Origin of the sequence: Plasticicumulans lactativorans, from assembly GCF_004341245.1 — a bacterium.
GTDB classification, from domain to species: Bacteria; Pseudomonadota; Gammaproteobacteria; order Competibacterales; family Competibacteraceae; genus Plasticicumulans_A; species Plasticicumulans_A lactativorans.
This window is the reverse complement of record NZ_SLWY01000010.1, coordinates 1-26065: the sequence shown is the minus strand read 5'-3', so window position 1 is coordinate 26065 and position 26065 is coordinate 1. Positions and strand designations below refer to the sequence as shown.

21 protein-coding genes and 3 tRNA genes are annotated in these 26065 nt (G+C 68.5%); 6 read left to right on the top strand and 18 right to left on the bottom strand.

The window, feature by feature from the left end:
• Positions 1 to 10: 10 nt before the first annotated feature.
• Complete coding sequence (locus EV699_RS09825) at positions 11 to 1483, top strand: right-handed parallel beta-helix repeat-containing protein (RefSeq protein ID WP_132542143.1); 1473 nt, start codon at positions 11 to 13, stop codon at positions 1481 to 1483.
• Between the two features lie 66 nt (positions 1484 to 1549).
• Here EV699_RS09825 and EV699_RS09820 read toward each other — a convergent pair whose 3' ends face one another.
• The 11 genes from EV699_RS09820 to EV699_RS09770 form a co-directional block, all read right to left on the bottom strand.
• Positions 1550 to 2812: a glycosyltransferase gene (locus EV699_RS09820; RefSeq protein WP_132542141.1), complete on the bottom strand. Its 1263-nt coding sequence runs from the start codon at positions 2810 to 2812 to the stop codon at positions 1550 to 1552.
• Complete coding sequence (locus EV699_RS09815; RefSeq protein ID WP_132542139.1) at positions 2806 to 3672, bottom strand: hydrolase 1, exosortase A system-associated; 867 nt, start codon at positions 3670 to 3672, stop codon at positions 2806 to 2808. The genes EV699_RS09820 and EV699_RS09815 overlap by 7 nt, the downstream gene beginning before the upstream one ends.
• Positions 3669 to 4478: a hydrolase 2, exosortase A system-associated gene (locus EV699_RS09810; protein ID WP_132542137.1), complete on the bottom strand. Its 810-nt coding sequence runs from the start codon at positions 4476 to 4478 to the stop codon at positions 3669 to 3671. Before EV699_RS09810 ends, EV699_RS09815 begins: the two co-directional genes overlap by 4 nt.
• An 11-nt stretch (positions 4479 to 4489) precedes the next feature.
• Positions 4490 to 4738: an acyl carrier protein gene (locus tag EV699_RS09805; protein WP_132542134.1), complete on the bottom strand. Its 249-nt coding sequence runs from the start codon at positions 4736 to 4738 to the stop codon at positions 4490 to 4492.
• Positions 4739 to 4838: 100 nt separating this feature from the next.
• Positions 4839 to 5174 (bottom strand): DUF1820 family protein, encoded by a 336-nt coding sequence (locus EV699_RS09800; RefSeq protein WP_132542132.1) that lies wholly within the window; start codon positions 5172 to 5174, stop codon positions 4839 to 4841.
• A gap of 497 nt (positions 5175 to 5671) precedes the next feature.
• On the bottom strand, positions 5672 to 7903 hold the full coding sequence (locus EV699_RS09795) for a polysaccharide biosynthesis tyrosine autokinase (protein WP_132542443.1): 2232 nt from the start codon (positions 7901 to 7903) through the stop codon (positions 5672 to 5674).
• Positions 7904 to 8000: 97 nt separating this feature from the next.
• Positions 8001 to 9152 (bottom strand): polysaccharide export protein, encoded by a 1152-nt coding sequence (locus tag EV699_RS09790; RefSeq protein WP_132542130.1) that lies wholly within the window; start codon positions 9150 to 9152, stop codon positions 8001 to 8003.
• 5 nt (positions 9153 to 9157) lie between these two features.
• A complete protein-coding gene (locus EV699_RS09785; protein ID WP_132542441.1) occupies positions 9158 to 9598 on the bottom strand; it encodes a low molecular weight protein-tyrosine-phosphatase in 441 nt (146 codons plus the stop codon).
• Between the two features lie 248 nt (positions 9599 to 9846).
• A complete protein-coding gene (locus tag EV699_RS09780) occupies positions 9847 to 11193 on the bottom strand; it encodes a phosphohexomutase domain-containing protein (protein WP_132542439.1) in 1347 nt (448 codons plus the stop codon).
• A gap of 19 nt (positions 11194 to 11212) precedes the next feature.
• On the bottom strand, positions 11213 to 12628 hold the full coding sequence (locus EV699_RS09775) for a mannose-1-phosphate guanylyltransferase/mannose-6-phosphate isomerase (protein WP_132542128.1): 1416 nt from the start codon (positions 12626 to 12628) through the stop codon (positions 11213 to 11215).
• A gap of 115 nt (positions 12629 to 12743) precedes the next feature.
• The gene (locus EV699_RS09770) at positions 12744 to 14075 is read right to left on the bottom strand and encodes a UDP-glucose dehydrogenase family protein (protein ID WP_132542126.1); all 1332 of its coding nucleotides are present in this window, start codon (positions 14073 to 14075) and stop codon (positions 12744 to 12746) included.
• A 183-nt stretch (positions 14076 to 14258) separates the two neighbouring features.
• Here EV699_RS09770 and gltX point away from each other — a divergent pair, with 183 nt between their 5' ends.
• The 5 genes from gltX (at position 14259) to EV699_RS09745 (ending at position 17767) form a co-directional block, all read left to right on the top strand.
• Entirely contained in the window at positions 14259 to 15677 is a 1419-nt protein-coding gene (gltX, locus tag EV699_RS09765; protein WP_132542124.1) for a glutamate--tRNA ligase, read from the top strand.
• Positions 15678 to 15757: 80 nt separating this feature from the next.
• The gene (locus EV699_RS09760) at positions 15758 to 17428 is read left to right on the top strand and encodes a glutamine--tRNA ligase/YqeY domain fusion protein (RefSeq protein ID WP_132542122.1); all 1671 of its coding nucleotides are present in this window, start codon (positions 15758 to 15760) and stop codon (positions 17426 to 17428) included.
• A 71-nt stretch (positions 17429 to 17499) separates the two neighbouring features.
• Positions 17500 to 17575: transfer RNA gene (locus tag EV699_RS09755), tRNA-Ala, on the top strand.
• 30 nt (positions 17576 to 17605) lie between these two features.
• Positions 17606 to 17681: transfer RNA gene (locus EV699_RS09750), tRNA-Glu, on the top strand.
• Positions 17682 to 17691: 10 nt separating this feature from the next.
• A tRNA-Ala gene (locus tag EV699_RS09745) sits at positions 17692 to 17767 on the top strand.
• A 100-nt stretch (positions 17768 to 17867) separates the two neighbouring features.
• On the opposite strand, the gene EV699_RS09740 is transcribed toward EV699_RS09745, so the two are convergent.
• The 7 genes from EV699_RS09740 to EV699_RS09710 form a co-directional block, all read right to left on the bottom strand.
• Positions 17868 to 18806, bottom strand: a complete 939-nt coding sequence (locus tag EV699_RS09740; RefSeq protein WP_132542120.1) for a branched-chain amino acid ABC transporter permease — start codon at positions 18804 to 18806, stop codon at positions 17868 to 17870.
• Between the two features lie 39 nt (positions 18807 to 18845).
• Entirely contained in the window at positions 18846 to 19733 is an 888-nt protein-coding gene (locus tag EV699_RS09735) for a branched-chain amino acid ABC transporter permease (RefSeq protein WP_132542118.1), read from the bottom strand.
• 64 nt (positions 19734 to 19797) lie between these two features.
• Positions 19798 to 21015 (bottom strand): ABC transporter substrate-binding protein, encoded by a 1218-nt coding sequence (locus EV699_RS09730; RefSeq protein WP_132542116.1) that lies wholly within the window; start codon positions 21013 to 21015, stop codon positions 19798 to 19800.
• A gap of 82 nt (positions 21016 to 21097) precedes the next feature.
• A complete protein-coding gene (locus EV699_RS09725) occupies positions 21098 to 21820 on the bottom strand; it encodes an ABC transporter ATP-binding protein (protein ID WP_132542114.1) in 723 nt (240 codons plus the stop codon).
• Between the two features lie 2 nt (positions 21821 to 21822).
• Entirely contained in the window at positions 21823 to 22593 is a 771-nt protein-coding gene (locus EV699_RS09720; protein WP_132542112.1) for an ABC transporter ATP-binding protein, read from the bottom strand.
• 310 nt (positions 22594 to 22903) lie between these two features.
• The gene (locus EV699_RS09715) at positions 22904 to 23803 is read right to left on the bottom strand and encodes a hypothetical protein (protein ID WP_132542110.1); all 900 of its coding nucleotides are present in this window, start codon (positions 23801 to 23803) and stop codon (positions 22904 to 22906) included.
• Positions 23804 to 24159: 356 nt separating this feature from the next.
• Positions 24160 to 25941: an acyl-CoA dehydrogenase gene (locus tag EV699_RS09710; RefSeq protein ID WP_132542108.1), complete on the bottom strand. Its 1782-nt coding sequence runs from the start codon at positions 25939 to 25941 to the stop codon at positions 24160 to 24162.
• Between the last annotated feature and the right edge of the window lie 124 nt (positions 25942 to 26065).

Below are 26065 nucleotides of genomic sequence, written 5' to 3'. Positions count from 1 at the left end.
GAGGCTGCTCATGAAACGTCTCGCCCAGTGGCTGCTCAGGGCCGTCATCGCGCTTCTGGCACTCGTCGTGCTGAGCGTGGTCGCCGTGGGCATCTGGGGTTATCAGCGCAACGAACTGCCCCTGCCGGTCGCCGTGGGCAAGCTGGAAGCACTGGCGACGGGACGCTTTCCCGCGCTCGCGGAGCCCCTGGGACGCACCCTCGATGTCCTCGGGCTGCGCGACCTGCCCCTCGCCGCCGGCACCTTCCCGCCGGTTGCGCAGTGGCAGGGCATCGGTGCGCAACCCGAAGCCTCCGGGGTACCTCCGCCGCTGGAATTCCGTCGCGTCGAGGTGCACGACCCGGCCACCCTGATCGCGGCAATCCGGGCCGCCCAGCCGGGCGATGTGATCGAACTCGCGGCGGGCGTATACCCGCTCAACGTACGCGGAATCGACGTGTCGCGCGGCGGCACCGCGGAACGCCCGATCGTGGTCAGGGCAGCGCGCCTGGGAGATGCCCAGCTGCGCATGAATACCCTGGAGGGCTTCGTCGTCGGAGCACCGTACTGGCGCTTCGAAAACCTCGATATCCGCGGCGTATGCCCTGATCACGATGATTGCGAACACGCCTTCCACATCGTCGGGCGCGGCCACCATACCGTGGTGCGCAACAGCCGCCTCTATGACTTCAATGCGATGATCAAGGCCAACGGCTTCGAGATCGAAGGGCGCTTCACCGCTCCGGACGCGGCCTTGATAGAAGGCAATTCCCTTTACAACACGGCCGTGCGCAACACCGGCAATTCGGTGACGCCGATCGACGTCGTCGGTGCCGACGGCTGGGTGATCCGCGGCAACCTGATCGCTGACTTCATCAAGGGGCGCAGCGATCGGACCAGTTACGGGGCCTTCGTCAAGGGCAATGCACAGGGCACGGTGATAGAGCGCAACCTCGTGATCTGCGAGATGCATCTGAGCGGACAAGCCGGCGTGCGCATCGGGCTGTCGCTCGGCGGCGGCGGTACGGATGCATCGTACTGCCGTGCCAACGACTGCTCGACCGAACACCGTGACGGCATCATCCGCAACAATCTGGTGCTGAACTGCGCCAACGACGTCGGCATCTATCTCAACCGCGCCGCCGGCAGCAGGGTCTACAACAACACGCTCTATCGCACGGTCGGCATCGACGCCCGCTTTGGCGAAACCGACGCCGACATCCGCAACAATGTCCTGACCGGGCGCATCAAGGGCAGGGACGGCGCCAGCGTGAACGAGGCCGACAATCTCATCGGCAGCCGCCGCGAATTCGAGCGCTGGTTCATGGAGCCCGATGTCGCCGATTTCGGGCTACGCGATGGTGATGCGATCGTCAGCCACGGCAAGCCGCTGCCGGGCGTAACCGACGACCTCTGCGGCAACCCCCGCAACCCCTCGCAGCCAGATCTCGGTGCAATCGAATTCGGCAAGCTCCCCTGTCATCCCAATCAGGCACCGCGCTGACACAACGTCTGTACGCCGCATGGGCACGGAACCCACAGGCCATGACGGCAATGCCGCCCGCTGCGGTCAGCGCAGCGGACGTCCCGACGTTACCTCGTCGAGCAGGACGGCGAGTTCGCGGGTGCGCGCGTAGCGGCTATAGGCCGCCGCCGCCGCCGGCGTGACGGCAGGGGCACTGCCGTCACGCACACGCGCGACGAAACGCTCCAGCCCCTGTGCGATCGCCGTCGCATCGTCGAGCGGCACCAGCGTGTCGATGCCCGCCTGCAGCAGCGTGGTGGCGGTGTCGCCCGCACGGTCGGTGAGGGCGAACACCGGCCGTCCTGCCCGCAGGTACTCGTAGAGCTTGGCCGGGATCTGATGGTTGCAGTTGGCGGCCTGGAACAGCAGGAGGCCGTCGGCGGCGAGCATTTCGGCAAGCGCCGCTTCGTAGGGGATCGACGGCGCAAACTCGACGAGGTCGGCAATGCCGGCGGCGGCGACATGCTCGCGATGCAGCGCATCGTGTCCGGTGGCACGCAACACGATGCGCAGGTTGGCGGCATCGATCACGCCGCGGCGGCGCAGTTCTGCGAGCGCCGCAAAGAAGGGGCGCGGGTCACGCTCCGACGGGTACAGGATGCCGCTGTGCACCAGGCGCAGTTGATGCCCGGGGGCAGCAGGGGGGGCACTCGCCATCGCGGCCGCGCGGGTGAAGTTCTCCTCGTCGTAGCCGTTGCCGATCACCGCCCAGCGTTCCGCGGGAATATGCGGATAGCGCTCGGCATACATGCGCAGCGCACCGGGAGCGGTGAACACCACTTTCGCGGCGCGTTCGGCCGCCCAGCGCTCGATGCGCAGATACCAGCGCCGCTTGGCGGCCTCCTCGGGGTAACCGGGTTCGGTCATCGAATCGCGCATGTCGGCAATCCAGGGCAGCCCGCTGAGGCGAGCCAGCGTCGCGCCGATCAGGTGCGCCGTGGCGATCGGGTAGGTCGACCAGATCGCGCGCGGACGCAACTGCCGGATCAGCGCGAGCCCCGACACCACGGCTCCCAGCCACCAGGGCGCCCAGCGGTCGGGTAGCGCGAGAAAGCCGGGATAACGCCCCGCCAACGCGAAATGGCGCGCGGTATCGAACGCGAAGGCGCGCTTCAGCGGCATGCCGGCCGGAATCTCGTGCAACTGTTCGTCACCGGTCGTCACGTAGGCACGCGGGTGCGCGCTGAGCACCGCGGGCTCCCAGCCGAACTCCGGCAGGTACTGGGAGAACTTCAGCGTGCGCTGCAGGCCGCTGCTCTCGCGCACCGGCGGGTAATGAAAGGCAACGAGCAGGACTCGGTTCACCATGAACGCAGCCACTCCAGGGTCCAGTGGGCAACTTGGTCGCGCCAGAGACGGCGGGAGAACGTGTGGTTCGCCTCGGCAAACTCGCGCCGGCCGACCCTGGGCTGTTCGAGGAGACCATGCCAGGCCACGTGGGTTGCCGTAACGTCACGAAATTCCGCTGCCGTCAGGTCGTCACCGCTCAGGATCAGCAGCACCGGTCCGCCGAAACGGCGCCACCCGGCGGCCATGCGCTCGGGCAGCGGCAGGCCGGCATCGGCATCGCCGGCGAGGGCGGAGGCCGCTGGCGCGGCCGGACGTGTGAGGGCTCGTCGCACCATCCCGGCGAACGCCACCAGGGAGCCCCGCCAGTCGAACTCGCACCGCCACACCTTGCGCCACAGTTCCGGGCTGAACAGGCGCTGGCGGTAGTAATGCGTCAGGTAGGCCTTCGCCTCGCCGGCCTCGGTGCGCACCCAGGGATTCAGCAGCACCAGACCGGCGACGCGCGGATCGCGCCAGGCGTAGAACAGGGCGGCCGATGCCGCGTCGCACAGGCCCCAGATCACCACCTCGCGCAGGCCGCCCACCTGCTCTATGAAGGCGGAAATCGCGGCCTCGATGTCGGCGTCGATGCCGGTGAAGTCGCGTGCCTCGCCCTCCGCGTCGCCCATGCCGCGGTAATCGAAGCGCAGCACGGGAATCCCTGCCGCGGCGAGCGTTCGCGCCAGCAACACGAACTGCCGATGGCTGCCGACGCGGTACTGCGGCCCGCCCACCACGACCAGAACGCCACGCGTGGCGCCGGCGGCCCCCGGATGGAGGATCGCCGGCAGGCGCATGCCGCGGCAGTCGAAGGTGAAGGCGCGCTCGTCAGCGCTCATGCGGGGAGTTCCTGCAGAAAGGCCAGGCTGGGAGCGATCAGCGCCGGTGCCGCGGCGATTTCCTGGGTCCCCCAGAAGGCCTCGCCGACCACTGCGGATGCCTGCGCAGAGCATCCTGCGGCGGCCCATGCATCGAGTGTCCGGCGGGTGGCCGGCGACAGCGTTCGGCCCGATTCCGCGACGACTTCGATCCAGGCGGTGGGCATGGCGGGCGCCGCCGGCGCCCGACAGGCATCGATGGCAGTCGCCAGCTCCGGGTTCAGGGCGTAGCCGGCCACCTCGATCGACTCGCCCGCCGCGAGGCGGGCGCGCAGGCTCGCCGGCGTTTCCGGCTCGCCGTCGCGCAGCGTGGCGGCGAGCCGCAGACGCAGGAACTGGGTCAGAGCCTGTTCGCCGCTGCTCGTCGGCTGCCACAACAGGAACGCACGGGCATCCAGTGCACCCCGCTGCGCGGCGTCGAGCGCGAGCAGCGCGCCGAGGCGCAGCCCCCACACGACCGGCGTCCCCGGGCAGCGTTGCGCCAGCCACGCCGCCGCGGCGGTGAGATCCCCGCGCCACCCTTCCCAGCGGGCGTCACCGAAATCGCCCTCGCTGTCGCCCGTGCCAAAGAGATCGGGCAACAGCACGCCCCACCCGGCCGCGGCAAAGGCTCGCGCAGCGCTCACTGCCATGGCACGCGACTTGTTCATCTCTTCGGCGAACGGCGGCACGTAGAGCACGCCACCGCGCGGCGGCCTGTCGGCGGATGGCGGCAGGAAGAGGGCGAACAGGCGCTTGCGCCCGGCGTCGATGAACAGCGGCTCCATACCGAGCCGGCTCAGTCGGCGATGCGGGTGACGAAAGCGTGCAGGGTCCCGGCCGTTTCGAAGATGTCGGCGCTGATCTCGTCGTCGTCCACCGTGACGCCGAACGTATCCTCGATCGCCGCGATCAGGCTCACCACGGCCATCGAGTCGAATTCGGGAATGCCGCCGAGCAGCACGGTGTCCGGCACGATCTGCGCGGTGCGTTCGCCGAGCTGCAGTACGTCGCCGATCAGGGTACGGACATCGTCAAAGGTCGCCATCGGAACAGTCCACAAAATCGAAACGGGGCCGGAAGATAACCTTTAGCCCCCGGCGAATCCACCTCGCCGGCCACTGCCGACACGCCTCGTGACACGCGGCTCAGTCGCGCGGCAGCGGCGGCAAGCCGGGAAAGGAAGCGACGTTGCTCCCGCCCTCGGACGTCGTCAGCTTGCCTACGCCTTCCTTGTCCACCTCGTCGATGCGGATCACCGCATGGAACGGCACCAGGCTGCGCCGCACGTCGCTGAACTCGCTGCGCAGGCGCTCTTCGGCCGGATCTACCAGCAGGCCGCCGCGCTCGCCGAAAACGAGGTCCTCGATGACGATGAAGCCAGGCAGGTCACTCTGCACGACCTTGCGCGCGTAGACCTCGTAGAGTTTGCCCTGGCTCTGGAACAACACGCGATAAATGCGGCGGCCGGTGATTCGGGGCATGGTGATGGACTCCGTGAACGGGAAGTGGTCAGGCAGTCTTGACCACGCGGTCGTGCCAGGTGTTCGCGCAACCACGCCACACGAGCAACGACGTTGCAGAGATCGCGGACACTCGGACATGGCGGAAAGCGCTCCGAGGAGCCCCACGATTCCGGCCCCCCGGGTCGCCTGACGGGCACCGTGGCCTGCAAGGCGGCCACACGGTGGCGAGCATGCGGTTGATGACAGCGCCGGGAAGCCGCTGCTGCGGCCGGGCACCGGCACCACGGCCCCCCCCCCGCCTCTCCTCGTCGCAGGTCCACCTGCTTCAACCGCATGCAGCGCAAGCTGCCAACGACACCAAGGAGGGGGGTGGCCCAAGTGGTTTTCCGTTCAGCGAGGTGCACGACCGCCGGTGCCATTGCCGGGAGCCACGCACCGCACCGGGCTCTACGGACGCTTGCCGCCACGGGATCGCATCGCGTGGGCCGGACCAGCCCCGGACCGCCGCGCCCGCGCTATTTCCTCTTCGTGTAGGCGTACTGGTACACGTACTTGCCCGCACCGTAACGACTGCCGATCTTCTTCACGTCGTTGAAGATCACGCCGCGCAGATTGATCCCCGCCTGGCGCAGGCGCTTGACGCTGACTTCCACCTCGCGCAACGGATTCGCGCCGGCCTTGATCACCAGCAGCGAAGCGCCGGCGAGTCGCCCGACCACGGCGGCATCGGTGACGGCGAGCACCGGTGGGGAGTCGATCAGCACATGATCGTAGCGCTTGCCGACCTCCTGGACAGCCTGGGCGAAACGCTCGTGCAGCAGTAGCTCCGACGGGTTCGGCGGAACCGCGCCGGTGCTCATCAGGTCGAGTCCCGCAACGCCCGAGGGACGGATCGCGGCATCGAGGTCACACTGGCCACTGACGAAGTCCGACACGCCCACACCACGCTGCAGCCCGACGAACTCATGCAGGTGACCACGCCGCAAGTCGGCGTCGACGATCAGCACCCGCTTGCCCGCCGCCACCAGCACGGCCGCGAGGTTCATGCTGATGAAGGACTTGCCGAGCCCCGGGCTGGGCCCGGTGATCATCAGCACGTTGTTCTTCGCCTCCAGCAGCACGAAGTGCAGGGTGGTGCGCAGGCTGCGCAGGCTCTCGATGGCGAGATCCTCGCGATCCTGCGTGGCGAGCACCAGATTCTGCCCCTTGTTGGAATGCAGACGCCGCCCCATGCGTTCCTGCAGCTTGCTGTGCGGAATGGTGGCGTACACCGGCAGGCCGAGGTGCTTCTCGATGACGTCGGGGTCCTCGACGCCGCCGCGCAAGGCGTGGCGCACGAATGCCGTCACCACCCCCATGAACAGACCGAGCACGGCGGCGATCGCGATCACCAGCGGCTGCTTGGGCTTGTCCTGCTGGATCGGCGCCACCGCATGGTCGACGATGCGCACGTTGCCGACGGTGCCGGCCTTGGCGATCTCGAGCTGCTGGGCGTTGTTGAGCAGCGTGATGTAGAGGTCGGTCGCGACCTTGGCATCGCGCTCGAGCTGCAGGATCTGCTTCTGCTCATCGGGCAGGGCCTGCACCTTCTTGTCCAGGGTCTTCATCAGCCCGGTGATGCGCGCGATCTGCGCGTCGATCGCCACCACCTGCGGATGCGAAGGCGTGAAGCGCTGCACCAGCTCCTCGCGCTTCTGCCGCAACGCAACCAGTTGCGACTGCAGATCCACCGACTGCTCGAGCACGACCTGCGTTTCCTTGGGCATGTCGACCGAGCCGGCGCGGATGCGGTACTCGTTGAGCACCGCCATCGCCGTGTCCATGTTCTGCTTGAGCAGCGGCAACTGCTTGCCGAGGAAATCGAGCGTCGACTGCGCCTCGGCCGACTTGCGCTCGACGTTCTGGCGCAGGTAGAGGTCGGCGATCTCGTTGATGGCGCGCGTGGCGAGTTCGGGATCGTAATCGCTGTAGTCGACGCCGATCACGCCCGACGACTTGCCCTGCTCTGCGACCTTGAGATTGTTCGTCAGGTTCGTCAGCGCCGTCAGTTCGTCGTACTTGTATACCTTGAAGGCGACGCCGGGGCGCGCCTGCAGGTCGGAGACGAAGATGCGCAGCGTTTCGTGGCCGATCGTCTTCGCCGCCGGCTTGCCGACCTCGCCCTCGAGCACCGGGTTCTTGTCGGGGTCGAGCAGCGTGTAGTGGCCGTTGGCGCCGGCGATCAACCTGAGCTTCTGGTTGTAATAAGACACCGGCACCTCGAGGCTGTCGATCTGCAGCACCTCGCCGCCCCAGGGAAAGGTGTCCAGCCCGAACAGCGGCGCGTTCAGCCCTTCGTCCGGTGGCATGTAGCGCGCCCAGTTACGCCCGAGCACCGGGAAGTATCCCGGCTCCGTCTGGATGTCGAGGCGCAGGTTGCGGATGGTCTGGCCGAGCACCATGCGCGACTGCAGGATCTGCATCTCGGCTTCGGTCGGCGACTGGCTGCCGAGCAGCGAGGCCATGTCGCCGAGCGCCGAGTCGACCGAGGTCTTGTCCTGCTCGACCTGGATCAGCACGTCGACCGCGTAGGTGGGCCGCCCGAGGAAGGCGTACGCCACGCCGAGCAGGGTGATGGCCAGCGCCACGGCGATGATGAACCATTTCGATTCGCCCAGAATCGCCAGGTACTCACCGAGATCGACGTCATCGTCGGCGGCCTCGAGCGGGCTCAGGGTGTACTGCTGCAATTCGGGGTTCTGTTTCATCTTCACGCCAGTGTCTGGTTCGTTCGGTCGCACGGCGCCGCCAGCCGATGGCTGGCCGCGCTCCGCGCGATCGGAAGGGTCGGTGCGCATCGCCCGCTCAGCGCACGACGTGCTGGAAGGTGTTGGTCGTCCCTCCCTGGAACAGCGGGAAGTGCGTCACCGTCGACTCGCTGAGCACCTGTGCCGTCGGCAGGATCTGCGAGATCACACGGTTCCAGCGCGTGACACCCGCGGTATCGACGTAGACGACATCACGCGGCTGCAGCGGGAAACGGTCGGCCAGCAGCATCGAATCGGGCGAGCGGGCGTTCAGGTGGAAGATCTCGGGCTTCGGGCTGCCGCTGCGGATCACGTACAACTGCCCGGGATCGCCGAAGCTCTGGCTGATGCCGCCAGCATCGCTGATGGCCTCGGCGAGCGTCTTGCGGCCCTTGCTCATCAGCAGCGACTGCGGCTTGTCGACCTCTCCCATCACGAAGATCTTGTTGAGGCTGAGGTCCCAGGCGTTGAGCACGTCACCGTCCCTGAGCAGCACGTTCTGCTGCAGGTCACCGTTCTCGTACAGCCCCTGCAGGTCGATGCGGTAAACCTTGTCGTTGCGTGACAACGTGATCGTGCGCTGGTCGGCGAGCTCGGTGACGCCACCGGCCCGGTTGATCGCCTCCGCGACGGTCATCGGGATGTCGTTGATGAACTGGATGCCGGGCTCTTTCACCTCACCCACGACGTAGATCTTCTTGCTGCGGTATGCAGCCACGCGCACGTCGATCTGCGGGTTTTCGATGTACGTCGAAATCTTCCGGCTGATCTGATCGCGCAGCTGATCGGTCGTGAGCCCGGCGGCCTTCAGTACGCCGACGTAGGGGTAGAAGATCGTCCCGTCTTCGTTGATCAGGGTGCCGGCAGCTTCGGCCGAGCGGAACTCACCAGCCGGGATGGTCAGTTCGGGATGATCCCAGACGGTGATCGAGAGGATGTCTCGCGGGCCGAGGCGATAGCGGTCGTACTTCTCGCGCGGCGGGCGTTCCGCATTGGCATAGGCGAGGCGCTGGCGCTCCACCTGCTCGACGACGACCTGGGCATTGATCTCGGTGATCTTGGCCTTGGCCGTCACCGGGACGCCGTTCTCGACGACCGGCACCTCGACGCTGGACTCGCCATCGGTGTTCATCATGATCATGCCAGGCGCGAAGCCGCAGCCATTCAGCATCAGCGCGGCTACCGCTACCGTCGATGTGATTCGTATCATCAGACTCAACCCTTGAGTTTTGGCAACCAGTCTTCGAGCCCCTGGCGGATCAGTGCCAGACTCTGCTCGAACGCTTCCCGAGGCCGCCGGTACGGATCCGGCACGTCGAAGCCCCCCCACTCCCCCCAGCGATACGTCTTGCCGCGCACGCTGCGGTCGATCGACTCCACCGCCCGGCGGTGCCCGCTCTCCATCACCAGGATCAGGTCGGCGGCCCGCGTCAGTTCAGGTGTGAGCTGCTGCGCGCGGTGCGACGACAAGTCCAACCCCAGCTCTGACAGCACGGACTGTGCCATCGGGTCTGCAGGTTCTCCGATCAGGGCGGCAATCCCCGCCGACGACACCGTCACGCCGGCGTTGTCGGCCAGCGCATCGGCGAGCAATGCCTCCGCCATCGGGCTGCGACATATGTTGCCGACACAGACCACCAAGATGTTGTTAAAGATCATGTTTTAAAACCTGCTTCCGGCGTCGTCAGCGGCCGGGATGGATCACACACAACCAACTGTCACGAATCGCCCGCCGCACCGGTGCCCGCGCGCCGGGCCCGGCGCTGGTTTCGGGGCTTTCGCGAAAGCCGGTCGAACGATGGCGACGCCGTGTCAAAAATCCTGACGGTCGGCATTCAACCCCATGAAAATAAAACTCTATTACGACGTGCACCCCGCCCCTGAGGGCGCCTCGTCCGACGCGCTCACGCCGTGATCAAGCGACGCAACTCGGCAGTCCTGCTCGCCAGCAGTGGGGCATCGCCGCGGGTCTCGACGTTCAGGCGCAGCAGCGGCTCCGTATTGGAGGCCCGCAGGTTGAAGCGCCAGGTGGGGAAACTCACGCTGACACCGTCCGTGCGGTCGACCTGCGGGCCTTCGGTCTCGTAGTGCGCGAGGATGCGCTCGATCACCGCTGCGCTGTCGGTCACCTCGAAATTGATCTCGCCACTGCACGGAAAGGCCGCCATGCGCGCCTCCACCAGTGCCGACAACGGCTGGCGGCTGCGACACAGGCGCTCCACCACCAGGAGCCACGGGATCATGCCGGAGTCGCAGTAGGCGAAATCGCGGAAGTAATGGTGCGCGCTCATCTCGCCGCCGTACGCCGCATCCTCGGCGCGCATCCGTTCCTTGATGAAGGCATGCCCGGTCTTGCTCTGCACCGCCGTGCCACCGGCCGCACGCACCGTCTCGACGGTGTTCCAGGTCAGGCGGGGGTCGTGGATGATCTTGGCCCGGGGGTGTTTCGCCAGCATCTGCTCGGCCAGGAGGCCGACCAGGTAATAACCCTCGATGAAGCGCCCGGTTTCGTCGAAGAAGAAGCAGCGATCGAAATCCCCGTCCCAGGCGATGCCGAGATCCGCGCCGTGCGCCAGCACGGCCTCGGCGGTGGCCGCGCGGTTCTCCGGCAGCAGCGGGTTGGGTATACCGTGCGGAAAGCGGCCATCCGGCTCGTGATGGACCTTGATGAACTCGAACGGCAGGAAGCGCTCCAGTTCGTCGATCACCAGGCCGGCACCGCCGTTGCCGGCGTTGACGACGATCTTCAGCGGCGACAGCGCCGGCACGCTCACGTAGCCGAGCAGGTGCTGGATGTAGGCGCGCTTGTCGGTGTCGACGCGGACCACGCCGGCACGCGGCGCCGGCGCGAACGCACCGCGCTCGGCGCGGGCACGGATCGCGTCGAGCCCCGAGTCGCCGCTGATCGGGCGCGAGCCCTCGCGCACCAGCTTCATGCCGTTGTAGTCCAGCGGGTTGTGGCTGGCGGTGATCATCACGCCACCATCGGCGCCGCGGTGGAAGGTGTGGAAGTACACCTCCTCGGTCCCGCACAGGCCGATGTCGATGACGTCCGCGCCGCCTTCGGTCAGCCCGCGGGTGAGCGCCTCAGCCAGCGCCGGGCTCTGCAGGCGCACATCGTGGCCGACGACGACCTGGCGCGGCGCCAGTTCGGCCGCATAGGCACGCCCGATGCGCCAGGCGATGTCCGCGTTGATCTGGTCGGGCAGGCGCCCGCGGATGTCGTAGGCCTTGAAGCAGTCGAGGCGCAGCGCAGGCATCGGATTCCCTCTACTGGCCATCTTGGCGACCGTACACATCGTCGAAGCGCACGATGTCGTCTTCTCCGAGATAGGCCCCCGACTGCACCTCGATCAGTTCCAGGGGGATTTTCCCCGGGTTCTCGAGGCGGTGGGTGATGCCGAGCGGGATGTAGGTCGACTGGTTCTCGGTGAGCAGGAAGGTTTCGTCGCCGCGGGTGATGCGCGCCGTGCCCTTGACCACGATCCAGTGCTCGGCGCGGTGATGATGCATCTGCAGGCTGAGCGCCCCCCCCGGTTTGACGCTGATGCGCTTGACCTGGAAGCGGTCGGCGTTGTCGATCGAGTCGTAGGCGCCCCAGGGCCGGTACACCTTGCGGTGGTGGTGCCATTCGCCGCGGCCCTCCGCCTTCAGCCGTTCGACGATTTTCTTCACGTCCTGCACGCGGTCGCGGCGCGCCACCAGCACCGCATCGGGCGTCTCCACGATCACGGCGTCGTCGAGCCCCACGGTCGCCACCAGGCGATCGGCACGCACGTAGGTGTTGCGGGTGTCGAGCGCGTACACGTCGCCACAGAACACGTTGCCCGCTTCGTCGCGGCTGCCCACGTCCCACAGCGCCGACCACGCCCCGACGTCGTTCCAGCCGACGGCCAGCGGCGTGACCGCCGCGGTCTGGGTGCGCTCCATCACCGCGTAGTCGATCGAGTCCGACGGGCAGGCGGTGAACGCGGCACGCTCCAGCCGCAGGAAGTCCACGTCGGCGCGCGCGCTGGCGAGTGCCGCGCGGCAGGCCTCGACGATCGCCGGGTTGAAGCGCTGCAGTTCCTCGAGATAGCGCGAAGCGCGGAACAGGAACATGCCGCTGTTCCAGAGGTAGGAGCCCGAGGCCACGTAGGCCGACGCGGTGGCGACATCGGGCTTCTCGACGAAGCGCTCGACGCGGCTGACCCCCTCCCCCGCCGCCGCCCCGGCCTTGATGTAGCCGTAGCCGGTCTCGGCCGCGGTCGGCACGATGCCGAAAGTGATCAGGAAACCGGCCGCGGCGGCGGCGGCGGCGCGCTCCACCGCGGCACGGAACCCCGCGACGTCGGCGATCACGTGGTCGGCCGGCAGCACCAGCAGCAGCGGATCGTCGCCGCCGGCGAGCACGTGCAAGGCCGCCACCGCCACCGCCGGCGCGGTGTTGCGCCCCACCGGTTCGAGGATGACCGCCGTCGGCTGCACGCCGATCTCGCGCAACTGCTCGGCCACCATGAAGCGATGCTCCTCGTTGCACACCACCAGCGGCGGCGTCACGGCCGCGAGGCCGCGCACGCGCGACGCGGTGGCCTGCAGCATCGTCCGGGCGTCGGCGAGCGGCAGGAACTGCTTCGGATAGGCATCGCGCGACAGCGGCCACAGCCGCGTGCCGCTGCCACCGGACAGGATCACCGGGACGATCATGGGCGCGAGAGTTCCTTGCGAGGTTGACGACGGGCGAAGCCCCGGCACGCCGGGGCGACAGGTCGAGCGGCAGCCGGCCGCCGCCGCTGGCCGACCACCGGCGGCGCGGACACGCTCACGCCGGCGCGCGACGGCCGATGCCGTAATGCACGAAGCCGGACTTGCGCATCTGCACCGGGTCGTAGAGGTTGCGGCCGTCGAAGACCACCGGCTGGCGCATGCGCGCCTTGACGGCATCGAAGTCGGGGCTGCGGAACACGTTCCATTCGGTGACCACGGCCAGCGCATCGGCACCGTCGAGCGCGGTTTCGGGGCGCTCGCAGAGTACGAGGTCCGGCCGCTCGCCGTAGAGGCGGCGGCATTCGTGCATCGCTTCGGGGTCGAAGGCCCGCACGCTCGCCCCCGCGGCCCACAGCGCCTCCATCAGCGTCCGGCTCGGCGCCTCGCGCATGTCGTCGGTGCGCGGCTTGAACGCGAGGCCCCAGAGCGCGATCACCCGCCCGGCGAGCTCGCCGCGGAAATGATCGCGGATACGCGCGAACAGCACGCGCTTCTGCCGGTCGTTGACCGCCTCGACCGCCTGCAGCAGTTCGGCGGGGTAGTCGACATCGCGCGCGATGCGCTCCAGCGCCTTGACGTCCTTCGGAAAACACGACCCGCCGTAGCCACAGCCGGGATAGATGAAGTGATAGCCGATGCGCGGGTCGGAACCGATGCCGATGCGCACCTTCTCGATGTCCGCCCCGAGCCGCTCGGCGAGGTTGGCCATCTCGTTCATGAAGCTGATCTTGGTCGCGAGCATCGCGTTGGCCGCGTACTTGGTCAGCTCGGCCGAGCGCACGTCCATCTCCACCAACCGGCTGTGGCTGCGGTTGAAGGGCGCGTAGAGGATGCGCAGCAGTTCGGTGGTGCGCGGGTTGTCGGTGCCGATGACGATGCGGTCGGGGCGCATGAAGTCCTCGACCGCCGCCCCCTCCTTCAGGAATTCGGGGTTCGAGACCACGTCGAATTCAAGGTCGACCTCACGCGCGGCCAGTTCCGCGGTGACCGTCTCGCGCACCACGTCCGCGGTGCCGACCGGTACGGTCGACTTGTTGACGATGACGCGGAACTCCTCCATGTACGCGCCGATCGAGCGCGCAACCGCACGCACGTGCTGCAGGTCGGCCGAGCCGTCCTCGTCCGGCGGCGTGCCGACGGCGATGAACTGGAACAGGCCGTGCGCCACCCCGGCGCCGACATCGGTGGTGAACGCCAGCGTCCCGTTGGCGGCATTGCGCTTGACCAGTTCGTCGAGCCCGGGCTCGTAGATCGGGATCTCGCCGCGCTGCAGGCGCTCGACCTTGCCGGCGTCGACGTCCACGCAGAGCACGTGGTTGCCGACCTCGGCGAGGCAGGCACCGGTCACCAGCCCCACGTAACCCGATCCGAAAATCGTGATCTTCATCGCTGCCGCCCCGAGTGAGTGCACAGTGCGGCCTTGCCGCAGTCTGCGCGCACCTTAACCGTCACCCAAGATGCAGGCAAGCACGGCTGCTGCACTGCGACAAGCCCCTGAACGGGCGGCTTGATGCGGGGTTTCCGCGCTAGAATGCGGCGCTTCGCAAGGTCACCTTCCGTCTGGTCCACCATGGTAAAGACTCGTTTCGCTCCCAGCCCGACCGGCTTCCTGCACATCGGCGGCGCGCGCACGGCGCTGTTCAGTTGGCTGCACGCCCGCCACCACGGCGGCCGCACCGTGCTGCGCATCGAGGACACCGACCTCGAACGGTCGACGCCGGAAGCGGTCCAGGCGATCCTCGACAGCCTGGACTGGCTCGGACTCGACCACGACGAAGGCCCCTACTACCAGACCCGGCGCTTCGACCGTTACCGCGAGGTCATCGCGCAGATGCTCGCCGCGGGTACCGCCTACCACTGCTACTGCTCGAAGGAGGAAGTCGAGCAGATGCGCGAGGCCGCGCTCGCGCGCAAGGAAAAGCCGCGCTACGACGGGCGCTGGCGCCCCGCGCCGGGCAAGGCCCTGCCACCGCCGCCGCCGGGCGTGGCCCCGGTGGTGCGTTTCCGCAACCCCGCCGAGGGGGTGACGGTGGTCGACGACCTCATCCACGGGCGCATCGAGTTCGACAACCGCGAACTCGACGACCTGGTGATCGCCCGCCCCGACGGCACGCCCACGTACAACTTCTGCGTCGTCGTCGACGACATGGACATGGGCATCACCCACGTGGTGCGCGGCGACGACCACATCAACAACACCCCGCGCCAGATCAACATCCTCGCCGCCCTGGGTGCGGCGATCCCGCGCTACGCGCACGTGCCGATGATCCTCGGCGACGACGGGCTGAAGCTCTCCAAGCGCCACGGCGCGGTCAGCGTCACCCAGTACCGCGACGAGGGCTACCTGCCCGAGGCGGTGGTGAACTACCTGGTGCGCCTCGGCTGGTCGCATGGCGACCAGGAGCTGTTCAGCCGCGAGGAGATGATCCGGCTGTTCGACGCCAGTGACGTCAACAAGGCCGCCTCGGCCTTCAACACCGGCAAGCTGCGCTGGCTCAACCAGCAGTACCTGATGCAGGCCGACCCGCTGCGCCTGGCCACGCTGCTGCGACCGCACCTGGCGGCGATCGGCATCGAACCCGAGGACACCGAGCATCTGGTGGAGGTGGTCAAGGCGCACGTGGCGCGTGCCCAGACCCTGGTGGAGCTCGCCGAGGTCGCCGCGTACGTGTACCGCGAATTCGACCACTACGAAGCCAAGTCGGCGAAGGACCACCTCAAGGCCGCGGCGAGCGCGCCGCTGCGCCACGTGCGCGACGCGCTCGCCGCCCTGCCCGAGTGGAGCGCCGCCGCGATCCATGCCGCGGTCGAGGCCAGCGCCGCGGCGCTGGACCTGAAGCTGGGCAAGGTGGCGCAGCCGCTGCGCGTGGCCGTGTGCGGCCGTGCCGCCTCCCCCGGCATCGACGTGACGCTCTGGCTGGTGGGCCGGCAACCGGTGCTGCAACGCATCGACCGCGCCCTCGCCTACCTCGACCGCGGCAACGACTGACCCGCGAGTGCCGCGGCCGCCCGGCGGCGGCGGCCCGACGCCCCACCCGACCGTTACGACGAGCCTTTTCGGACCCCGCGATGAGCCACGAGCCGAGCAAGACCAACTTCATCCGTCAGATCATCGACGCCGACATCGCCAGTGGCCGCATCGCGGCGGGCGGCGTGCGCACGCGCTTCCCGCCCGAACCCAACGGCTACCTGCACATCGGCCACGCCAAGTCGATCTGCCTGAACTTCGGCATCGCCCGCGACTACGGCGGCCAGTGCAACCTGCGCTTCGACGACACCAACCCGGCCAAGGAAGACCCCGAGTTCGTCGCCGCGATCGAAGCCGACGTGCGCTGGCTCGGCTTCGACTGGGGCGATCACCTGTACTTCGCCTCCGACTACTTCGAGGCCCTGTACGCCTGCGCCGAGGAACTCATCGCCAAGGGTCTGGCCTACGTCGACGACCTCTCCGCCGAGGCCATCCGCGAATACCGCGGCACCCTCACCGAGGCGGGCCGCGCGAGCCCCTGGCGCGAGCGCAGCGTGGCCGAGAACCTCGACCTGTTCCGGCGCATGCGCGCCGGCGAGTTCGACGACGGCGCCCGGGTGCTGCGCGCGAAGATCGACATGGCGGCGGCGAACATCAACCTGCGCGATCCGACGCTGTACCGCATCCGCCGCGCCGAGCACCACCAGACCGGCAACGCCTGGTGCATCTACCCGATGTACGACTTCGCGCACGCGCTGTCGGACGCCTTCGAGGGCATCACGCACTCGATCTGCACGCTGGAGTTCGAGGATCACCGCCCGCTGTACGACTGGCTGGTCGAGCACGTCACGCTGGCGAGCCGGCCGCGGCAGTACGAGTTCTCGCGGCTGACGCTGCAGTACGCGGTGACCAGCAAGCGCCGGCTGACACGCCTGGTGAACGAAGGCATCGTCGACGCCTGGGACGATCCGCGGATGCCGACCATCGCCGGGCTGCGCCGCCGCGGCTGTACGCCGGCGGCCATCCGGGCCTTCTGCGAACGCATCGGCGTCACCAAGTCCGACAACCTCGTCGAGATGGAACTGCTCGACGCCTGCATCCGCGAGGACCTCGACGCCACCGCCCCGCGCGCGATGGCGGTGCTGCGTCCGCTGAAGGTCGTGCTCGGCAACGTCGCGGAGGATCACGTCGAATACCTCGCGCTGCCCAACCACCCGAAGGACGAGGCCCTCGGCGAGCGCCAGGTGCCGTTCACGCGCGAACTCTGGATCGACCGTGAGGATTTCGCCGAACACCCGCCGAAGGGCTTCAAGCGGCTGGTGCCGGGCGGCGAGGTGCGGCTGCGCGGCGCCTACGTGATCCGCTGCGACGAGGTCGTCCACGATGCCGACGGCGAGGTCATCGAGCTGCGCGCCAGCATCGACGCATCGACGCTCGGCGCGAACCCGTCGGATCGCAAGGTCAAGGGGGTGATCCACTGGGTGTCGGCACGCTTCGGCGTACCCGCCGAGATCCGGCTCTACGATCGCCTGTTCAACGTGCCCTTCCCCGACCGTGAAGAAGGCGACTTCCTCGCCTTCATCAACCCGGCGTCGCTCGCGATCGCGCAGGGCGTGGTCGAGCCCGTGCTTGCCGCGGCCGACGTCGGCGCACGCTTCCAGTTCGAGCGCGAGGGCTATTTCTGCCGCGACGCGCGCGAGCCGGCGCGGCTGGTGTTCAACCGCACGGTCGGCCTGCGCGACGCCTGGTCGAAGGTCGCAGGCCGTACCTGAGCGTTCACGCCGCGGGGCAGGCCGATTGACACCTGCCCCTTCCTCCCTATAATGCGCGTCTCCGGCGAGACGGGGCTATAGCTCAGCTGGGAGAGCGCTTGCATGGCATGCAAGAGGTCATCGGTTCGATCCCGATTAGCTCCACCACCCGCCCGTCGCAGGACACTTGATTTCCGCGTCCCCATCGTCTAGAGGCCTAGGACACCGCCCTTTCACGGCAGTAACAGGGGTTCGAATCCCCTTGGGGACGCCACCCGTACATCGGGGCTATAGCTCAGCTGGGAGAGCGCTTGCATGGCATGCAAGAGGTCATCGGTTCGATCCCGATTAGCTCCACCAAGATTCGAGGCCGCCGCAAGGCGGCCTTCTTTTTTGCCGCGCGGACGCCGCGGGCGCGATGCCGCCGACAGCCGCAGCAGGCACGTACGGCGGCGGGTGATCAGCCGAGGTTGAGGTTCTTGCGCACCAGCGCGGCGAGTTCGCCGACGATGCCGCGGCGGAAGGCCAGCACGCAGAGCACGAAGATCACGCCGAGCACCACCGGTGCCGGCACGTAGCTGCCGATCGGGCTGGAAGCCAGGTAGTTCTGCAGCGTCACCACGGTGGCCGCGCCGACGACCGGGCCGAGGATCGTGCCCATGCCACCGAGCAGGGTCATCAGCACCACCTCGCCCGACATGTGCCAGTGCGCGTCGCCAAGCGAGGCGAGTTGCAGCACCACCGACTTCAGCGCCCCGGCAAGGCCCGCGAGGCTCGCCGACAGCACGAAGGCCACCAGCTTGTAGCGATCGACCTCGTAGCCGAGCGAGATCGCGCGCGGTTCGTTCTCGCGGATGGCCTTCAGCACCTGCCCGAACGGCGAGTCCACGGTGCGCTGCACCAGCCAGAAACCGGCGACGAAGACCGCCAGCACGACGTAATAGAGCGCGAGATCGCTGCGCAGGTCGACGACGCCGAGAAAATGCCCGCGCGGCACGCCCTGCAGGCCGTTCTCGCCGCCGGTGAAGGGCGCCTGCAGGAAGAAGAAGTACACCATCTGCGACAGCGCCAGCGTGATCATCGCGAAGTAGATGCCCTGGCGACGGATCGCCAGCGCCCCCACGGCGAGCCCGAGCGCGCCCGCGGCCAGCGTGCCGACGATCAGGCCGAGCTCGGTCGGCAGCCCCCAGACCTTCAGCACGTGGCCGCAGACGTAGCCGGCGAGCCCGAAGAAGGCCGCGTGGCCGAACGACAGCAGCCCGGCAAAGCCGAGCAGCAGGTTGAAGGCGCAGGCGAACAGCGCGAAGCACAGCACCTTCATCAGGAACACCGGGTAGATCGCGTAGGGCGCGACCAGCCCGAGCAGCAGCAGAGCGGTGTAAAGCGCCTTCTGGTACATGGCGGTCTCGTTACGGGCGGACGGGCTGCCGCCGCGGGTTCATTTCTCTTTGCCGAACAGGCCGGCGGGGCGCACCAGCAGCACGATGGCCATGATCACGAAGATCACCGTGTTCGAGGCCTCGGGCCACACCACCTTGGTTGCGCCCTCGATCACGCCGAGGCCGAGGCCGGTGACGATCGAGCCGAGGATCGACCCCATGCCGCCGATCACCACCACCGCGAACACCACGATGATCAGGTCGGAGCCCATCTTCGGGCTGACCTGGAAGATCGGTGCCGCCAGCACCCCGGCGAGCGCCGCGAGGGCGACGCCGAAGCCGTAGGTGAGCGTGATCATCAGCGGCACGTTGACGCCGAAGGCCTGCAGCAGGCGCGGGTTCTCGGTGCCGGCGCGCAGGTAGGCGCCGAGCTTGGTGCGCTCGATCACCAGCCAGCAGGCGATGCACACCACCACCGAGACCACGATCACCCACAGGCGGTACTTCGGCAGCATCATGAAGCCGAGGTTGACCGGTCCGCGCAGCGCCTCGGGCGTGGCGTAGGGGTTGCCGGAGACGCCGAAGCCCTGCACGAACAGGCCCTCGATGATCAGCGCCAGGCCGAAGGTCAGCAGCAGGCCGTAGAGGTGATCCTCGCGGTACAGGCGGCTCAGCATCGTGCGTTCGAGCAGCATGCCGAAGGCACCGACCGCGAGCGGCGCGACGAGCAGCGCCACCCAATAGTTGATGCCGAGGTACTGCAGCCCGAACCAGGCCGCGAAGGCGCCCAGCATGTACTGCGCGCCGTGCGCGAAGTTGATGATGTTGAGCAGGCCGAAGATGATCGCCAGCCCCAGGCTCAGCAGCGCGTAGAACGAGCCGTTGATCAGCCCGACGACCAGTTGGCTGAGTATCGCCGGCAGCGGAATGTTGAACAGGTCCATCACGGCTCCCCGGGCAGACGGCTGATGCGCTCCGGGGCGGCGAGCGCCTCGCCGCCCCGCCCCCGACTCAGGACTTCTTCACCAGCGGGCACTTGCTCTCGGCGAGCGGCAGGTAGGCCTCGTCACCGGGGATCACCCGCAGGATCTTGTAGTAGTCCCACGGCGCCTTGCTCTCGGCCGGTTTCTTCACCTCGGCGAGGTACATGTCGTGGACCATGCGCCCGTCCTCGCGAATCTTGCCGTTGCGCGCGAAGAAGTCCTCGACCGGGGTCTCCTTCATCTTCTTCACCACCGTCGGGCCGTCGTCGGAGCCGGTCGCCTCGATCGCCTTGAAGTAATGCATCAGCGAGGAATACACCCCCGCCTGCACCATCGTCGGCATCTTGCCGGTCTTGTCGAAGAAGCGCTTCGACCACTCGCGGGTCTTGTCGTCGTAGTCCCAGTAGAAGCCGGTGGTCAGCGTCAGCCCCTGCGCCACCGGCAGCCCCAGGCTGTGCACGTCGGAGATGAACACCAGCAGGCCGGCGAGCTTCTGCCCACCCTGCACCACGCCGAACTCGTTCGCCGCCTTGATCGCGTTGGTGGTATCGGAACCGGCGTTGGCGAGCCCGATCACCTGCGCCCCCGAGGCCTGCGCCTGCAGGATGAAGGAGCTGAAGTCGCTCGCCGGGAACGGGTGCTTGACCGCGCCGAGCACCTTGCCGCCGTTGGCCTCGACCACCGCCGCCACGTCCTTCTGCAGGTTCTGGCCGAAGGCGTAGTCGGCGGTCAGGAAGAACCAGGTCTTGCCGCCCTCCTTCACCACCGCCGAACCGGTGCCCTTGGCCAGCGCGTAGGTGTCGTAGGTCCAGTGCACCGTGGTCGGGTTGCAGTCCTCGTTGGTGATGCGCGACGAACCAGCGCCCGAGATCAGCACCACCTTCTGGTTCTGCTTGGCGATCTCCATCACCGCCAGCGCGGTGCTGGTGGTCACCAGGTCGACGTAGGCGTCGACCTTCTCCACGTCACCCCATTCGCGCGCCTTGTTGGCGGCGATGTCGGCCTTGTTCTGGTGATCGGCCTTGAGCAGCACGACCGGCTTGCCGGCGACCTTGCCGCCGACGTCGGCGATCGCCATCTCCGCGGCGACGACCACGCCCGGCCCGGCGAGGTCCGAATAGGTGCCCGACAGGTCGGTGAGGATACCGATCTTCACGGCGTCGTCGGAGATGGCGGCGTGGGCGGCCGCGCCGGCGGTGAGCGCGACGGTCACGGCAGTGGCGGCGAGCGTACGGGCGAAATGCATGACGAGGTCCTCCTCGGGTGTTGTGTTCGGGTAGCGAAGCGGGGTGGCCGCGCCCCTCACGCGGCCGTGCGCGGTGCCGGGGCTAGACCCCGAGCCGCGTGTGCAGCGCATCCATCTTGCCGGGCAGCGCGGCGCGCGCGATCTCGTCGACCACCCGCCCGTGCTCGATCACGTAGTGGCGATCGGCGAGCGGCGCGGCGAAGCGGAAGTTCTGCTCGACCAGGATCACGGTGTAGCCCTTGGCCTTGAGCGCCGTCAGCACCTCGCCGAGCTTCTGCACGATCACCGGCGCCAGCCCCTCGGTGATCTCGTCGAGCAGCAGCAGGTTGGCACCGGTGCGCAGGATGCGCGCCATCGCCAGCATCTGCTGCTCGCCGCCGGAGAGCCGCGTGCCCTGGCTGCGGCGGCGTTCGGCGAGGTTCGGGAACATCGCGTAGATCTCCTCCACGCCCATGCCCCCCGAGCGCACCGCCGGCGGCAGCAGCAGGTTCTCCTCCACCGACAGGCTGGCGAAGATGCCGCGCTCCTCCGGGCAGTAGCCCACGCCGAGGTGCGCGATGCGGTGCGTCGGCCAGCCGATGATGTCGCGGCCGTTCAGGCTGATGCGGCCGGTGCGCCGGCCGGTCAGGCCGAGGATCGCGCGCAGCGTGGTGGTCTTGCCGGCGCCGTTGCGCCCGAGCAGCGTGACCAGTTCGCCGCGGTTAACGCGCAGATCGATGCCGTGCAGGATGTGCGACTCGCCGTAGAAGGCGTGCAGGTCCTCGACGTGCAACTGCTCGAAGTCGGGCTGGAAGGCACTGGTCATGTTCAGTGGCCTCCGGCCGCGTCGTCGGACTTGCCCATGTAGGCCTCGCGCACCTTCGGGTCCTGCGACACCGTCGCGTAGTCGCCCTCGGCCAGCACCGCGCCGCGCGCCAGCACGGTGATGCGGTCGGCGAGCTTCGACACCACGCTCAGGTTGTGCTCGACCATCAGGATGGTGCGCCCGGCCGACACCCGCTTGATCAGCTCGGCGACCTTGTCGACATCCTCGTGGCCCATGCCCTGGGTGGGCTCGTCGAGCAGCATCAGCTCGGGTTCGAGCGCGAGCGTGGTGGCGATCTCCAGCGCGCGCTTGCGTCCGTAGGGCATCTCCACGGTCACCGTGTCGCGGTAGTCGCTCAGGCCGACGTCGGCGAGCAGCGCCTCGGCGCGCGCGTTCAGCACCTCGAGCGAGCGCCCGGAGCGCCAGAAGTGGAACGAGGTGCCGAGCGAGCGCTGCAGCGCCACGCGCACGTTCTCGAGCGCGGTCAGGTGCGGGAACACCGCCGAGATCTGGAACGAGCGCACGATGCCCCTGCGCGCGATCTCGGCCGGCTTGGCATAGGTGATGTCGGCGCCGTTGAAGTGGATCTGGCCGCGCGTCGGCGTCAGGAACTTGGTCAGCAGGTTGAAGACCGTGGTCTTGCCGGCACCGTTGGGGCCGATCAGCGCATGGATGTGGCCCCGGCGCACCTTCAGGTCGACGTGGTCGACCGCGACGAAGCCCCGAAACTCCTTCACGAGCTGGCGGGTTTCCAGCACGAAGTCGTCGCTCATCTGTCCTCCGGCTACGGTCGCGCCCGTCGCGCCGATGGCCGCAGCCTCGATGGCGCTCGATAGGGGGAGATGCGGACGGACCGTGGTTAGGCGAAATCCACCGCCATCGACATCCCCGATAGCGGCAGGCAATGCGCATAAACGTAGACCATGCCGCCGGCCCGCGCATCCTGGACGGGCATCGAGCGTGCCCGCAGCGCATGACAGGCGTTCGCGGAACGGCCGCGCAGCCGCCGGAGCGGCTCCCTTCGAACGGGTGGCGGGCGATTCGAGGCGGCACCCCGCGCAGGGCGTTGCCCGCTGCGGCGGTTCACTCCTCGCCGTAGCTGTACGGCATCTCCGGTCCGCAGCCGGCCGGCGGCGCGACGAAGTAGATGCGTTCGTTGCTGCCGGTTTCGGCGTAGGCGTACGGCCCGGACTTGCCGCTGCCGCTGACGCCCACCGCGCGCACGTTGACGCCGTCGCCGCCGTAGATCGAACGCCCACCGCTCGACTCGGCGACCTCGAGCATCGAGAGGGTGTTGCCCGCCGCCGACACCCGGTTGACGACACCGATGTGAAAGGCCTCCGAGCCGGTGCCGGCGATCAGCTTGCCGTCGGCGTTGCGCTGCTTGGCGATGTCAGGGTTGTTGTCCTTGATGTCCTTGAAGAAGATCGCCGCGTCGCCGGGTTCGATCGCGCTCGCCGCGGTGCGCCGCCGGCGCAGCACGTCCGGCCAGGTCTTGCTGTCGGCCCAGAAGCTGCGCGGCGAAATGCCGGTCGCGCCGAACGGATTCGGGTTGTCCATGTGCGGCACGCCGATGCCCCAGTAGTTGGCGACGAAGCCGCCGCAGTCGGTGCCGATGCTGTCGTTGCAGTAGGTGTAGGTGTCATCGGCGCCGACCGCGCCGATCAGCGAGCCGAGCTGGATCGTCTCCTGGATCTCCCACGGGCAGGCCTTGCCGATGAAGGTGCGCGCGATCGACGCGTTGATGTAGTCGTAGTCCTGATAGTTGAAGGTCTTGGCGACGGCGACGCCCGGGATCTTCGTCACCGTGGCGAGCTTCGACATGAAGGTCTTGTAGGCGAGCTTCGCACTGGCGGAACGGCCGCCGAGACCGTTCTGCAGGTAGTTGACGATCGGCGTGCTGGTGTAGACCCAGTCGCCGTCGACGACCATCCACGACCACAGGTCGGCATACGCCTTCACATAGAGCGCCGGGCTGAGCATGACGGGCCTCCTCCATCGCGTTCGGGTTGATGGGGCGCAGCCGTCGCTGGCCGAATCCGCTCGATGACAGGTATGGCCGGCCGGGCACGCCCGGCCCCGCGCCTGCCCTGCCTGCGCCCCGCCCACCGCAGCGGGCGGCGGAGCACATGACATCCTCGACGTCCGCGCCCGTCAGGTATAGCCGATGGGCGCCGGGCCGGGCGCCGGCGCAGCCACCCGGCGATGGCGCCCCGCGACCGCCGTGACGATCCGCGCATGTCGGAGCGATGCCGCCTGCGGGTGCCGACGAGCGAAGGGGGCGGCCGCACGGCCGCCCCCCTGCTCCCCCGCATCGGGCCGCATCGGCGGCCCGCAGCTCAGAACTGCTCGGGCGCCAGCGCCATCAGCGTGCGCGCGCCGGCCTTGGCGCCGGTGAGCAGCGCGCCGGCGCGCGGCAGGATCTGCTCGGCGTAGAAGCGCGCGGTGAGCAGCTTGGCCTCGTGGAACGCCGGATCGTCGCCGGCGACGAGCTTGCGCGTGGCGGCGAGCGCGGCGCGCGCCATCTGCCAGCCGCCGCAGACGCAGCCGGCGAGCATCAGCACGTTGTAGGCGGCACCCAGCACCTCGGCGGGATCGGTCTCGTGGTTCGCGACCACCCAGTCGGTAACCTCGGCGAGGGCGTCGACCGCCGGGGCGAGGCCGGCGCGGATCGCGGCGAGGTCGTCGCCGGGGGCATCGGCGAGTTCGGCCAGCGTGGCGCGCATGTCGGCGAGCAGCGCCTGCATCGCGCTGCCGCGGTCGTGCGCGAGCTTGCGCCCGACCAGGTCGTTGGCCTGGATCGCGGTGGTGCCCTCGTAGATCGTGGTGATGCGCGCATCGCGGAAGTACTGCGCCGCGCCGGTCTCCTCGACGTAGCCCATGCCGCCGTGCACCTGGATGCCGATCGAGGTCACGTCCTGACCGGTCTCGGTGCTCCAGCCCTTGACGATCGGGATCATCAGGTCGACGCGCGCCTGCGCGCGCCGGCGCTCGGCCTCGTCGGGGTGGCGGCGGGCGATGTCGACCTGCGCGGCGGTGGTGTAGGCCAGCGCGCGCATCGCCTCGGTCTGCGCCTTCATTGTCAGCAGCATGCGGCGCACGTCGGGGTGGCCGATGATCGGCGACCTGGCCTCGCCCCTGTCGCGCACGGTGCGACCCTGCACGCGGTCGTTGGCGTACCAGCGCGCCTGCTGGTAGGCGCGCTCGGCGATCGCCACGCCCTGCAGGCCGACCTTCAGGCGCGCCTCGTTCATCATCGTGAACATGTGCGCGAGGCCCTTGTTGGCGGTGCCGACCAGGTAGCCGACGGCGTCCTCGAAGGCGAGCACGCAGGTCGGGCTGCCGTGGATGCCGAGCTTGTGCTCGATCGAGACGCAGTGGACGCCGTTGCGCGTCGCCGGCGCGCCGTCGGCGTCGAGCACGAACTTCGGCACCAGGAACAGCGAGATGCCCTTGACGCCGGGGGGCGCGTCGGGCAGCCGCGCGAGCACCAGGTGCACGACGTTCTCGGTCATGTCGTGGTCGCCCCAGGTGATGAAGATCTTCTGCCCGGTGATGCGGTAGGCGTCGCCGTCGGGCACCGCCTTGCTGCGCACGGCGGCGAGGTCCGAGCCGGCCTGCGGCTCGGTCAGGTTCATCGTGCCGGTCCAGCGGCCCGACACCATGTTCGGCAGGTAGGCGTCCTTCAGCGCGTCGACCGCGTAGTGGTTGATCGCCTCGATCGCGCCGAGCGTCAGCATCGGGCACAGCGCGAAGGACATGTTGGCGGCGTTCCACATCTCGTGGGTGGCGGTGCCGAGCAGTTCGGGCAGGCCCTGCCCCTCGTAGTCGACCGGACAGGCGAGGCCGTTCCAGCCGCCCTCGACGAACTGCCAGTAGGCGTCCTTGAAGCCCGGCGCGGCGATCACGCCGGCCTCGGTCCAGCGCGCGCCGTTGCGGTCGCCGGCGTGGTTCAGCGGGTCGAGCACGCTCGCGGCGAGCTTGCCGGCCTCCTCCAGCACCGCCTCGACCAGCTCGGCACCGACCTCCTCGCAACCGGGCAGGGCGGTGACGGCATCGAGGCCGGCCAGTTCGTTGATGACGAAGCTCATGTCGCGGATCGGTGCGGTGTAGCTGCTCATGACGGTACGGCTCCTGGAGATCGGTTACGGCGCGCGCCCCCGGGGTTGCGCGCGCAGGGGGAGTGGCGGGGGTGGGGGTTTCAGCTGAGGGCACGGGTCAGTTCGGGCACCAGCTCGAACAGGT